Here is a 13,376-nt window from a genome sequence, read left to right on the forward strand (position 1 = left end):
TTTCACACATACCCAAACTGGTAAACCTATATCAATACAGTTTGCAGATATGTCTGAAGTAATTACAATAGTCTGCGTCTCAACGGGGTGCCAATTTGGGCTGAGAAATAACCCGTAGAACCTGATCCGGCTAATACCGGCGTAGGGATTTGAGCTACCGCCTACAAATTATTGTATCGGTCCCTCCTCAAATCCTGTGTTTTTTTTATGATTTACGCAGGAATTACAATGACTAAAAATAAACTCTTTACCTCACTCATTGCCTTAACCACCTTAAGTTTTGCTGCATTCGCTTCTGCCGAAAAACCAACGCTGACTGTATATACCTATGATTCCTTTGCGGCAGAATGGGGACCTGGTCCTCAAATCAAAAAGAATTTCGAAGCTCAATGTGAATGCGAGTTAAAACTGGTTTCTCTAGGGGATGGTGTTGCGCTACTGAATCGTCTACGTATGGAAGGAGCTAAAAGCAAAGCCGACATTATCTTAGGGTTAGATAACAACTTGCTCGATTCCGCAGAAAAAACTGGCTTATTTGCCCCAGCAGATATCAAAACGGATGCGCTTAAATTACCTATCGAATGGACAAGCAAAACATTCATTCCTTATGATTATGGTTATTTCGCCTTTATCTATGACACCAATAAAATCAAGCAACCGCCAAAAAGCATGGATGAACTGCTTGATAGCAAAAATAATTGGAAAATCATTTACCAAGATCCACGTACCAGCACCCCAGGATTAGGATTAATGCTGTGGATTGAGAAAATCTACGGTGATAAATCGGCTAATGCATGGAAGAAAATGGCAGCGAAAACACTGACCGTGACCAAAGGTTGGAGTGAGTCTTATGGCTTGTTCTTAAAAGGTGAAGGAGATTTTGTCCTGAGCTACACCTCTTCGCCGGGTTATCAAATTTTAAATGATAAGAAAGACAACTACGCGGCAGCATTGTTCGATGAAGGGCATTATATGCAAGTCGAAGTGGCGGCAAGATTAAAACACAGCCCGCAGCCTGAACTGGCAAAACAGTTCTTACAGTTTATGTTAACCCCTGAATTCCAAGGCACATTACCAACCACTAACTGGATGTATCCGGTTATCGATATGCCGTTGCCTGAAGTGTATAACGTGCTACCACTGCCTGCTAAATCCCTGCAATTTAGCGCGGAAGAAGTGGCTAAAGAACGTCAAACGTGGACACGTTTATGGCAAACCGCCGTCAGTCGTTAATCAATTTAACCTTATTACCGGGGGCAATAGCCTCCGGTCTTTTAATCGTCGTTGCCCTGCTCGCTTTTGGGGCGCTGTGGTTTTTCGCACCTGAAGTTTCCCTCCGCGAGATAATCGACGACGATTATCTATGGCATGTCATCGGTTTTACGTTTTGGCAGGCATTGCTTTCCGCTATTTTTTCCATTATTCCCGCTATTTTTCTTGCAAGAGCTCTGTATCGCCGGCGATTTTGGGGAAGAATGCTCTTGCTCCGTTTGTGTGCAATGACCCTTGTTTTACCCGTTTTAGTCGCAGTTTTCGGTATTTTGTCGGTATATGGACAAACCGGATGGCTAGCAAAACTGTGCCTATGGCTTGATGTTGACTATCAGTTTTCCCCTTATGGTCTGCGTGGCATTTTATTGGCGCATATCTTTTTCAATATGCCACTCGCCACCCGGATGTTGCTGCAATCCCTTGAAAATATTGCCATTGAGCAGCGTCAAAGCGCCGCTCAATTAGGGTTCAATGAGTGGCAACAATTTACCCTTTTAGAGTGGCCTTATTTACGCCGTCAGATGTTGCCAACAGGCGCACTGATTTTTATGCTCTGTTTTGCCAGCTTTGCGACAGTACTGGCTCTGGGTGGTGGCCCTGCGGCGACTACTATCGAACTCGCGATTTACCAAGCACTGAGCTACGACTTTGATTTAGGGCGTGCCACACTGCTTGCGTTAATTCAGTTGGGATGTTGCGTAGGATTAATGCTTATTTGCCAACGTATTAACCATGCCTTTTCCGTTGGATTTAGCCACCAAACATCATGGTTTGATCCTGCCGATAACCTGTTTCGCCGTTTACGTGACTGGCTGGTGATTACTGCAGCTATTTTGCTATTAATTCCGCCGTTATTAGCGGTCATTATTGATGGGCTCAACGGCCAATTACTGGATGTTTTACAGCAACCTGCCCTATGGCAAGCCACATCCACCTCCCTATTTATTGCACTCTGTGCGGGGGTTCTGTGCGTGATCCTCACGCTAATGCTGCTGTGGAGTAGCCGTGAACTGCGTTTAAGAAATGCATTAAAACTTGGACAAGCTATTGAGCTAAGCGGGCTGATTATTCTGGCGATGCCGGGTATTGTGCTGGCGACAGGCTTTTTTATCTTTTTCAATGAAACCATTGGAATACCCGAAACTCCTTATCCGTTGGTGATCATGACTAACGCCTTACTCGCTATCCCTTACGCGCTAAAGGTACTGGATAACCCAATGCGAGATCTGGCTCAACGCTATAATCCGTTATGCCAATCACTCGAAATCACTGGTTTTAATCGATTTAAAATCATTGAATTACGAGCATTACGCAAACCTATCGCACAAGCATTGGCATTCGCTTGCGTGATTTCGATTGGGGATTTTGGCGTGGTCGCCTTGTTTGGTAATGAAGAGTTCCGCACCTTGCCTTACTATCTTTATCAACAGATTGGCGCGTATCGAACCAATGATGGCGCGGTTACCGCTATGCTATTGTTGTTACTCTGTTTCTGCCTGTTTAGCCTACTCGAACGCCTATCGGGGAAAACTCATGATTGAATTACAAAATCTAGATTATCAATACGATAACCTAAATATGCATTTTGATATTGCGGTAGCTTCGGGGGAACGAGTTGCCGTAATGGGTCCGAGTGGCGCAGGCAAAAGCACGCTGCTCAGCCTAATTAGTGGGTTTCAATTTCCTCGCAGTGGCACTATCACCTTAAATGGTGAAAATCATACATTTACGCCCCCAGCTAAACGCCCTGTTTCCATGTTATTTCAAGAAAATAACCTGTTTGCTCACCTAACCGTGAGGCAAAATATTGGGCTAGGTTTACAACCGAGCTTACGTTTGAGTGCATCGCAAATGGCTGAAGTCGAGCAAATGGCGCGGCAGGTCAGTTTAACCGACTGTTTAGATCGAACACCAGCGCAGTTATCCGGTGGGCAGCGTCAACGAGCCGCACTCGCACGCTGTTTAATTCGCAATCAACCGATTTTATTGCTGGATGAGCCGTTTTCCGCCCTTGACCCTGCGCTGCGCAGTGAAATGCTGCAATTACTCAATGACGTTTGCGTTAATAAATCCATCACATTATTAATGGTATCCCATAGTATTGAAGACTCGCTACAAATCGCCCCTCGCAGCTTAGTGGTCGCCGATGGCGCAATTGTGTATGACGGCGATACCGAAACACTATTACAAGGCAAAACCGACGCTTCTGCATTATTGGGCATTTCTAATTAGCTCGACAAATAATACTGTATAAATTCCCACTACTCGCGTATATTAATTTGCAGATTATTTACGCGAGTTTTCTTTATGCCTCAGTCAAACACCCCCGCTGAAAAAGGCTTTATTCTTAGCCGCCATTGGCGAGATACCCGCTACGGTGTCGAGGTAAGCTATTGGTTACTCACGGATAATAAACCGCAAAAAGTCATTGTTCCCTATCAACAAGCCGTAGGGTTTTTACCTGAATCCAAGTTTTCCCTAGTACGCCATTTAATTGAAGGACAAGCTGATATCAGCTATCGATCCGTGGAACTGCGAGATTTCAAACGCGAAAAAGTCTACGCCATCTATTGCCAGCAATATCGTCAATTACAAAACCTAGATAAAAACTGCCAAGCATTAGGCATTGAACTGCTGGAAACCGATATTCGCCCTTGTGAGCGTTATTTAATGGAGCGCTTTATTACCGCTCCCGTGTGGTTTTCTCGCAATCATCAGGGGAAATATCAACTCAAACCTTGTGAAGGTTATCGCCCGACACTGCATGCTGTTTCTCTCGATATTGAAACTAGCCAACATGGGGAGCTTTATTCGATTGGGTTATCTGGCTGCGGTGACAATGTGGTGTTTATGTTGGGACCCGATCAAGGCCCTGCTCTGAATGATCAACATCGACTCGTGTATGCCACCAGCCGCCCTCAATTACTTGAAAAATTGAACGAATGGCTGCAACAGTACGATCCCGATGCCATCATCGGTTGGAATCTGATCCAGTTTGATTTGCAAGTTTTACAAAAGCATGCGGAGCGCTATGGCATCCCTCTGTTGCTCGGTCGGCAAGGGAAAAAACTCGAATGGCGAGAACACGGTTTTAAGCAAGGTGTCTTTTTTGCCTCTGCTGAAGGTCGCTTAATTATTGATGGTATTGATGCGTTAAAATCGGCGACATGGAGTTTTAGCTCATTCAGCTTGGAGTCCGTTGCCCAGCAGCTGCTTGGCGAAGGGAAAGCGATTGATACTCCTTATGATCGCATGGATGAAATTAACCGCCGCTTTGCTCACGATAAACCCGCCCTCGCCCATTACAATATTCAAGACTGTATTTTGGTGCATCGCATCTTTGAGAAAACCGATTTAATGGCGTTCTTGCAAGAGCGCTCGACGGTCACGGGGCTCGCCGCCGATCGCATGGGAGGCTCAGTAGCCGCCTTTTCCCATTTATATATTCCTCGGCTACACCGCTTAGGGTTTGTTGCCCCAACGCTCTGTGAGCAAAAGTTTCAGCTCAATCCCGGTGGATTTGTCATGGATTCTCAGCCGGGTTTGTATGACTCCGTTTTGGTACTTGATTATAAAAGCCTTTATCCCTCAATTATTCGCACCTTTTTAATTGACCCAGCAGGCATGATTGAAGGGCTTGCACACCCAGAACCTGAACACTCTGTTGAAGGATTTCGCGGTGCTTGGTTTTCCCGTACGACCCATTGCTTGCCAGATATTGTCAGCCATATTTGGCAAGGTCGTGATAAAGCTAAACAGCAAAAAAACGCCCCGCTTTCTCAAGCCCTCAAAATTATTATGAATGCTTTTGCGGGGGTTTTGGGTGCCGATGGATGCCGTTTTTTTGACCCACGATTAACCGCGTCAATTACCATGCGCGGTCATGAAATTATGCGAATTACCAAACAATTGATTGAATCCCAAGGATATCAGGTAATTTATGGGGACACCGATTCCACCTTTGTTTGGCTACGAGATCCCCATACTGATGAACAAGCTCAAAAAGTGGGCTATCAACTGCGTGACCATGTAAATAATTGGTGGAAACAGCATCTTAAAGAAGAGTGGCAACTTGATGGTGTGCTCGAGCTTGAGTATGAAACCCATTATCGGCGCTTTTTGATGCCAACAATTAGAGGCACAGACCAAGGCAGTAAAAAACGCTATGCGGGTTTAAGCCAAGATACAATGGTTTTTAAAGGCTTAGAAACTATTCGTTCAGACTGGACACCTCTCGCTCAAAACTTCCAAAAAGAGCTGTATACGCGCATTTTTTATCGCCAGCCTTATCGGGAATTTATTCGCGACTATATTCATGCCATTCGTTCAGGAGAATATGACGATCGCTTGATTTACCGCAAGCGCCTACGGCGTAAATTGTCAGATTATCAACGTAATGTGCCACCTCATGTACGAGCCGCACGCCAAGCCGATGAGTACAATTTGCAATTACAGCGCCCATTGCAATATCAAAATGGGGGGTGGATCAGTTATATCATCACTCAGGCAGGTCCCGAGCCATTAGAGACCGTAACCGCGAAACCTGACTATGAGCACTATATTCTTAAGCAAATCAAACCTATCGCCGATGGAATTCTGCCATTTCTGCAAGATGATTTTGACGCCATTTTGACAGGGCAAATTAATCTTTTGTTTTAAAGCCTAACGAACAGCGTGAATTGTACAATTCTTATTACAATTGCCGCATTTTTAACAGGTGACGATAAGCGAATGTTGAATTAATATAACGCCCCTTTGATATCTCGACCTGTTATACACACAGCTTGGCGAGAAAATCGGCTATACTCATCATAATTCGAGCAACGCGACTCGAAAGAGAAAAGAGCTATAATTGCCAAACGGCAAAACGATTAAAAAATTTCGCATCACCCTTGGTATATAACCGTTATATCAACACTGGGCAAAGACACCGGTTAGTTGTCTTAAACATCTAAAAATAAACAATCAAAATTATGGAATTAAATTAAACCTATGCCATTTACTCTTGGTCAACGCTGGATCAGCGACACAGAAAGCGAACTTGGGTTAGGCGCCGTCGTGGCTATTGATGCCCGTATGGTGACGTTGCTTTTCCCTGCCACTGGGGAAAACCGACTGTACTCACGTAGTGATGCCCCAATTACCCGAGTGATGTTCAACGAAGGTGATACCATCACCAGTCACGAAGGTTGGCAGCTACAAGTTGAAAGTATTCAAGAAGATAAAGGGTTATTGACCTACACAGGAACACGTTTAGACACCCAAGAAGCGGATGTCAGCCTGAGAGAAGTGTTCCTTGATAGCAAGCTAACGTTTAATAAGCCACAAGATAGACTGTTCGCCGGTCAAATCGATCGTATGGATCGTTTTGCGCTGCGTTTTCGTGCACGTAAATTCCAAAGCGAACAAGTTAAACACCAATCTACGGGTCTGCGTGGTATCCGCGCGAGTTTGATCCCGCATCAGTTGCATATTGCTAACGAAGTCGGTAAGCGCCACAATCCGCGAGTTTTACTGGCGGATGAAGTGGGCTTAGGGAAAACCATCGAAGCGGGTATGATAATCCATCAACAATTGATGGCAGGTCGTGCTGAGCGAGTATTGGTCATTGTCCCAGATAGCTTACAGCATCAATGGCTGGTGGAAATGCTGCGCCGTTTTAACCTGCGTTTTTCCCTGTTTGATGATAGCCGCTACAGCGAAGCCCAACACGACAGCGATAACCCATTTGAAACTGAACAATTAGTCCTGTGTTCTCTAGATTTTGTTCGTCGTAATAAACAGCGTTTTGACCAACTCGTCGAAGCGGGCTGGGACATGATGGTCGTCGATGAAGCTCACCATCTGCAATGGAGCGAAACTGCCCCAAGCCGTGAATATCAAGTGATTGAAACCTTAGCAGAGCATGTTCCTTCTGTTTTACTGCTAACGGCAACACCCGAGCAATTAGGTCAAGAGAGCCACTTTGCGCGTTTGCGCCTCCTTGACCCTAGCCGCTTCCATGACTATCAAGAGTTCTTAGCCGAGCAAGAAAATTATCGCCCTGTCGCCGATGCGGTTTCACTGCTACTTTCTGGCGATAAACTGACGAATGACCAGCAAAACCTGCTCAGCGAGCTTATCAAAGAACAAGATGTTGAGCCGTTATTAAAAGCCGCTAATCTTGAAGGCGATGACAGCCAAGCCGCTCGCCAAGAACTGATCCATATGCTGATGGACAGACATGGTACTAGCCGCCTGTTATTTAGAAACACCCGTAATGGTGTCAAAGGCTTTCCACGCCGTGAATTGCATTCTTTAAAAATGCCACTGCCAACTCAATACCAAACGGCAATCAAAGTCGCTGGCATTATGGGCACGAAAAAGGATGTAGAAACTCGCGCAAAAGAGATGCTGTATCCAGAACAAATCTACCAAGAATTTGAAGGTGAAAACGCCACTTGGTGGAACTTCGACCCACGAGTTGAATGGCTGATGGGCTTCTTAACCGCAAATCGTCATGAAAAAGTACTGGTTATCTGTGCCAAAGCCGCTACAGCACTGCAACTTGAGCAAGTTCTGCGTGAGCGTGAAGGGATCCGTGCGGCGGTATTCCACGAAGGTTTATCCCTGTTAGAACGTGACCGTGCTGCTGCATACTTTGCTTCACAAGAAGAAGGCGCGCAGGTATTGCTGTGTTCTGAAATTGGTTCAGAAGGTCGTAACTTCCAGTTTGCTAACCAATTAGTGATGTTTGACCTGCCATTCAACCCTGACTTGCTTGAGCAGCGTATTGGTCGTTTGGATCGTATTGGTCAAAGCCGCGATATCGTGATCAACGTGCCTTACTTGGAAAATACCGCACAAGCCGTATTAATTCGTTGGTACCATGAAGGTTTAGATGCTTTTGAGCATACTTGCCCTACCGGTCGTACTATTTACGATAAATATTACCAACAATTGCTGCAATTTATGGCTGAGCCAACCATCACTGACGGGTTTGATGAATTTATTAAAACCTGCCGCGAAGAGCACGATGCACTCAAAGCGCAGTTAGAGCAAGGTCGTGACCGTTTGCTGGAAATGCACTCAAATGGCGGTGAAGCCGGTAATAAATTAGCCGAAGAGATTGGTGAAGGCGATAACGAGACTGAGCTGGTTAACTTTGCACTGAACCTGTTTGATATCGTTGGGATCAACCAAGAAGATAAGAGCGATAACTTAATTATCCTCACGCCATCCGACCATATGTTAGTGCCTGATTTCCCAGGATTGCCGCAAGATGGCTGTACTATCACTTTTGACCGCGAACAAGCGCTTTCCCGCGAAGATACGCAGTTTATTAGCTGGGAACATCCGATTATTCGTAACGGTTTGGATTTAGTGTTATCCGGCGATACGGGTAGCTGCGCAGTTTCTGTGTTGAAAAACAAAGCGTTGCCAGTAGGCACCTTGCTGACCGAACTGATTTATGTTGTAGAAGCTCAGGCTCCGAAACAGCTGCAAATCAGCCGTTTCTTACCGGCGACCCCAGTTCGCTTATTGATTGATTTAAAAGGTAATAACCTATCTTCACAAGTGGAGTTTGAGAGTTTTAACCGCCAATTAAATGCCATCAACCGTCATATGGCGAGCAAGTTAGTCAATGCCGTACAAAACGAGGTGCATTCTGTATTACGCCTCTCTGAACCGATGGTCGAGAAAGAAGCAAAATCCATTATTGAGAATGCCAAAGAAGCCGCTGATAAAGCCCTGACTTTGGAACTGTCTCGCTTGGAAGCGCTGAAAGCGGTTAACCCAAATATCCGTGATGAAGAACTCGATATTATCGAGGAAGAGCGTCGCCAATTGATGACCAACATCGACCAAGCTTCATGGCGCCTCGACGCTATCCGCTTAGTGGTTGTCACGCATCAGTAGAGAATATAGCTCGACACTCCCCGAGATTATGCGAGTTACAGCGGTGCTGGCTGATAGCAGCCAACACCGCTACAGTGTGAAGAATGAAGGATAAAAGAAATGTTACCCTATAATCCCCCTACTGAACCATGGCTACATATACTCTACCAAGACGAGCATATTATTGTAGTCAATAAACCTAGCGGCTTGCTTTCTGTACCAGGGAAAGCCCCTGAGCACCATGACAGCATCATGAGCCGTATTCAGCGGGATTATCCTGCGGCGGAGTCCGTTCACCGTTTAGATATGGCAACCAGTGGCGTTATGGTTGTCGCTCTGCATAAAGCGGCTGAGCGTGAACTCAAGCGTCAGTTTAGGGAGCGGGAGCCGAAAAAACACTATGTGGCTCGCGTGTGGGGTCATTTGGAAAAACCTGAGGGTTTGGTGGATTTACCGCTAATTTGTGACTGGCCGAATCGCCCTAAGCAGAAAGTCTGTTTTGAAACCGGAAAATCGGCCCAAACCGAATACCAAGTTTTAGAATATGAAGAGCAGGCAACGCGAGTCAAACTTTCGCCAATTACGGGACGCTCTCATCAGCTACGTGTCCATATGCTCGCACTGGGACACCCTATTCTTGGTGACAGATTTTATGCCCATGAAGAAGCATTGGCATTAGCACCACGTTTGCAGTTACATGCGCAGGAGCTGTATATCACTCATCCTGAGTATGGCACACCAATGCATTTTACTTGCCCGCCAGATTTCTAATCTGATTGAAGCGCTTAGGCTGGTTTAAGCGCTTCAATTATTTAAAAGCTTAAGTTATTTAAAAACTGAAGTTATTTGAAACCCTTCTCTTTTTTAACAAGATCATAAGCCGCCTGAATTGACTGTGCTTTTTGCTTAGCAATTTCCATCATCTCTGGCGGTAAACCTTTAGCAACGAGCTTATCGGGATGATGCTCACTCATCAGCTTACGGTACGCTCGCTTAATTTTCGTTGGGTCATCATCGACGGAAACCCCAAGTACCTTACAGGCATCTTCCAGCGTAGGGCCATTATTTTGTTGGTAATAGCCTCCAGACTGCTGCTGAGAATAACCATGACCAAACTGGCGACCGCTTTGGATCATATCTAAGAATTGCTCAAACTGAATTTGGGAGATACCCAGCTCTTCCGCAATAATAAATAGCACTTTTCGTTCGTTAGGATGTAGGGTTCCATCCGCGAAAGCAGCTTGTAATTGAATTTCCAGAAACATCTGAACAAGGTCAAAACGACCATAACAAGCCATACGTAATTGTTTAAGAACATCACGCAGTGGAAAGTCTGGGGATTTCCCCTCTCTAAAGGCTTGTTGAGCGGCTTTGCGAGTTTCTCCGTGCAGTTGCATTCTGTCCATCAGGTTCGATGCTAACTGGATATCAGTCTCGGTGACACGCCCTTTTGACTTGGTTAAATGCCCTAATATTTGAAAGGTACTTGCGAAGAAAATAATTTGTCTGTCGCGCTTATTGAAGGCGCCAGCGAACTTACGTTGAGCCGAAGCCTTATCAAAACCGTGCCCAATCAGTAAGCCGGCTAATGCTCCCCAAAACCCTAAACCGGAGACAATAGCGAGTATCACCCCAATAATTTTACCCCAATAGTGCATATATCCCTCAATTCTTCAATGCTCAGAATGCAATTTTGCATTATCATACTATCCATTCTGCTTTTGTGCATAACGATAAAGAACCTAACAAGTTGCTAACTACGTTTATTCCAGTTTTGATATTATACTGGCGAAAACGGGTTGGCTAAGATAGTCTTTGAGCGTTTGCCGACTGTGCCCATTTGACGGACTCCCTATTTAATGATGAAGAAAAGTTATCCCACAATAATCGCCACCATGGTATGGGCGGCTATTTATAGCCAGCAAGCACATGCTGATCTTGCAGCACAATGTATGCTTGGGGTGCCTGTTTATGACAAACCTATTATCTCTGGTGATCAAAATAGCTTACCGATTGAGATTCAAGCTGACGACGTCACAGGGGAATACCCTAATTTTGTCGAATATACTGGTAACGTTGATATTCAGCAGGGCAACCAGACTCTCACAGCAGATAACGTTAAACTGACACAAACCCAAAAAGAGGGTGAAGAACCGGTTCGTGAAGTGACGGCGACGGGGAATGTCCATTACGATGACCCTCAAATTATCCTGAAAGGCCCTTCAGCGTGGTCAAACTTAGATAATAAAAACACTGACGTTGATGACGGTAACTACATGATGGTAGGTCGTCAAGGTCGCGGTGACGCGAAAAAAATGAAAATGCGAGGTGAAAACCGCTATTCCATTATGGAAAACGGGACTTTCACCAGCTGCTTACCGGGCAGTAATACATGGAGCGTTGCTGGCTCTGAAGTGATTATTGACCGCGAAGAAGAAGTCGCAGAAATTTGGCATGCTCGTTTCCGTATCGCAGATGTGCCTGTGTTCTATAGCCCATATATGCAGTTACCGATTGGTAGCAAGCGCCGTTCTGGTTTCTTAATCCCAATGGGAAGCTATTCAAACAACGACGGGTTAGAGTTCACGCTGCCGTATTATTGGAACATCGCACCAAATTACGATGCGACGATTACGCCACAATTTATGACCCACCGAGGCGTAAAATTAAATAACGAATTCCGTTATTTAATCACACCAGGTACGGGGACCATCGCATTTGACTTTATTAACCACGATCGTGCTTATATTAAAGATAAAGAAAATGGTAAGCGTGATGCCCGTGACAGCGATGACCGCTGGTTATTCTACTGGCGCCACTCAGGGACCTTTGCTCAGCACTGGAACTTTGGTGCCGACTACACCAAAGTAAGTGACCGTCAATACTTTACTGATTTTAGCTCTCAGTATGGTAGCACCACTGATGGCTATGCCACCCAGAAATTTAACGTCGGCTATTCTGATACCAATTGGAACATGAAAGTGTCTCACAAACAGTTCCAAATCTTCGTTGATGACCCGAACCGTCGTGCTTATAAAGCTGAGCCACAAATCGATTTTAACTATTACCAAAATGACGTCGGTATGTTGGATTTCCATACCTACGCACAAGCTGCACGTTTTACCAGCGTAGGTGAAAATAACCCAGATGCAACCCGTTTGCATATCGAGCCAGAAGTCAGCATGCCGCTGTCTAACGGTTGGGCGCAGATGAATAACAGTGTAAGGCTATTTGCTACTCACTATGATCAAGATATCCCCAAAGCCCAAGAAAATAGCGCCTTAGATAAAAATGTCACCCGCGTGCTGCCTATGTTTAAGAGTGATGCGAAGGTGGTATTTGAGCGCGACTTATTCCAAGGCAGTGATTTTGTTCAAACATTAGAGCCACGAGTTCAGTATTTATATATTCCGTATAAAGATCAGGACAATATCAATAACTACGACTCATCATTATTACAATCTGATTATTCGGGCTTATTCCGTGACCGTATTTACAGTGGTTTAGATCGTATCGCTTCTGCGAACCAATTCACAACTGGTTTAACCACCCGTATTTATGATGAAAACTTAGCTGAACGCTTCAATTTCTCCGTCGGGCAAATTTACTATTTAGAGCGCCCTCGTGCGGGGAATTCAACGCGAAAAATTGATGATAAGAGTGACACAGGATCATTGCTGTGGGCAACGGATGCCATGTGGCACATTGATGAAAACTGGGGCATTAGTGGGAACTTACAGTATGACCGCCGCCTTGGCAACATCACCATGGGAAATGCGGTCACCGAGTATCGCTTTGATGCGGACAGACTGATTCAGCTCAATTACCGTTTTGTTGACCGTGACTATATCCAAGCTACATATCAAAAAGATAATGAGAAGGTATATAAATTACCAGAATATCAACAAGGTATTTCCCAAGTAGGTACCGTGGTAAGTTGGCCATTAAGTGATAACTGGGGCTTTGTCGGCTCGTATTATTACGATACCAAACAGCAACAATCTGCCAGCCAGCTTGTCGGATTACAGTACAATGCCTGCTGTTGGGCGGTGAATTTAGGGTATGAACGTAAGATTGTGGGTTGGCAAAATGAGAAGTTCAGCAGTGAATATGACAATAAATGGTCTATCAACGTGGAACTTAGAGGCCTAAATAACAATCATAGTTTAGGTAGTCAGGAGATGTTGAAACAAGGTATTATTCCTTATCAACGTGCTTTCTGATAA

Annotated in this window: 8 protein-coding genes and 1 riboswitch; of the genes, 7 read left to right on the top strand and 1 reads right to left on the bottom strand. The window is 45.0% G+C overall.

What is annotated here, in order from left to right; all coding sequences use genetic code 11:
* Nucleotides 1-73: 73 nt before the first annotated feature.
* Nucleotides 74-166: riboswitch (TPP riboswitch) on the top strand.
* A 62-nt stretch (nt 167-228) separates the two neighbouring features.
* The 6 genes from thiB (at nt 229) to rluA (ending at nt 9,921) form a co-directional block, all read left to right on the top strand.
* The gene (gene thiB / locus M5X66_RS14285) at nt 229-1,233 is read left to right on the top strand and encodes a thiamine ABC transporter substrate binding subunit (RefSeq protein WP_036956308.1); all 1,005 of its coding nucleotides are present in this window, start codon (nt 229-231) and stop codon (nt 1,231-1,233) included.
* The gene (gene thiP, locus M5X66_RS14290; protein ID WP_270103673.1) at nt 1,209-2,813 is read left to right on the top strand and encodes a thiamine/thiamine pyrophosphate ABC transporter permease ThiP; all 1,605 of its coding nucleotides are present in this window, start codon (nt 1,209-1,211) and stop codon (nt 2,811-2,813) included. The genes thiB and thiP overlap by 25 nt, the downstream gene beginning before the upstream one ends.
* Nucleotides 2,806-3,504 carry a thiamine ABC transporter ATP-binding protein ThiQ gene (thiQ, locus tag M5X66_RS14295; protein WP_270103674.1) on the top strand — a complete coding sequence of 233 codons (699 nt, stop codon included), beginning with the start codon at nt 2,806-2,808 and terminating at the stop codon, nt 3,502-3,504. The genes thiP and thiQ overlap by 8 nt, the downstream gene beginning before the upstream one ends.
* 75 nt (nt 3,505-3,579) lie before the next feature.
* Nucleotides 3,580-5,931, top strand: a complete 2,352-nt coding sequence (locus M5X66_RS14300; protein ID WP_036956303.1) for a DNA polymerase II — start codon at nt 3,580-3,582, stop codon at nt 5,929-5,931.
* Nucleotides 5,932-6,264: 333 nt separating this feature from the next.
* The gene (gene rapA, locus M5X66_RS14305) at nt 6,265-9,171 is read left to right on the top strand and encodes an RNA polymerase-associated protein RapA (protein ID WP_154609932.1); all 2,907 of its coding nucleotides are present in this window, start codon (nt 6,265-6,267) and stop codon (nt 9,169-9,171) included.
* Nucleotides 9,172-9,270: 99 nt separating this feature from the next.
* Nucleotides 9,271-9,921 (top strand): bifunctional tRNA pseudouridine(32) synthase/23S rRNA pseudouridine(746) synthase RluA, encoded by a 651-nt coding sequence (gene rluA, locus M5X66_RS14310; RefSeq protein ID WP_132496533.1) that lies wholly within the window; start codon nt 9,271-9,273, stop codon nt 9,919-9,921.
* Between the two features lie 71 nt (nt 9,922-9,992).
* Here the strand turns inward: rluA and djlA are convergent, their stop codons facing one another.
* On the bottom strand, nt 9,993-10,808 hold the full coding sequence (gene djlA, locus M5X66_RS14315) for a co-chaperone DjlA (RefSeq protein ID WP_036956297.1): 816 nt from the start codon (nt 10,806-10,808) through the stop codon (nt 9,993-9,995).
* Nucleotides 10,809-11,012: 204 nt separating this feature from the next.
* Here djlA and lptD point away from each other — a divergent pair, with 204 nt between their 5' ends.
* On the top strand, nt 11,013-13,373 hold the full coding sequence (gene lptD, locus M5X66_RS14320) for an LPS assembly protein LptD (RefSeq protein ID WP_195848049.1): 2,361 nt from the start codon (nt 11,013-11,015) through the stop codon (nt 13,371-13,373).
* Nucleotides 13,374-13,376 lie beyond the last annotated feature (3 nt).

Source organism: Providencia sp. PROV188 (genome assembly GCF_027595165.1).
Classification (GTDB): domain Bacteria; phylum Pseudomonadota; class Gammaproteobacteria; order Enterobacterales; family Enterobacteriaceae; genus Providencia; species Providencia lanzhouensis.

Bases quoted from the DNA above. Each gene is read 5' to 3' on its own strand.
- thiB (WP_036956308.1), top strand. From the start codon at position 229: ATGACTAAAAATAAACTCTTTACCTCACTCATTGCCTTAACCACCTTA.
- thiP (WP_270103673.1), top strand. From the start codon at position 1,209: ATGGCAAACCGCCGTCAGTCGTTAATCAATTTAACCTTATTACCGGGG.
- thiQ (WP_270103674.1), top strand. From the start codon at position 2,806: ATGATTGAATTACAAAATCTAGATTATCAATACGATAACCTAAATATG.
- M5X66_RS14300 (WP_036956303.1), top strand. From the start codon at position 3,580: ATGCCTCAGTCAAACACCCCCGCTGAAAAAGGCTTTATTCTTAGCCGC.
- rapA (WP_154609932.1), top strand. From the start codon at position 6,265: ATGCCATTTACTCTTGGTCAACGCTGGATCAGCGACACAGAAAGCGAA.
- rluA (WP_132496533.1), top strand. From the start codon at position 9,271: ATGTTACCCTATAATCCCCCTACTGAACCATGGCTACATATACTCTAC.
- djlA (WP_036956297.1), bottom strand. From the start codon at position 10,808: ATGCACTATTGGGGTAAAATTATTGGGGTGATACTCGCTATTGTCTCC.
- lptD (WP_195848049.1), top strand. From the start codon at position 11,013: ATGAAGAAAAGTTATCCCACAATAATCGCCACCATGGTATGGGCGGCT.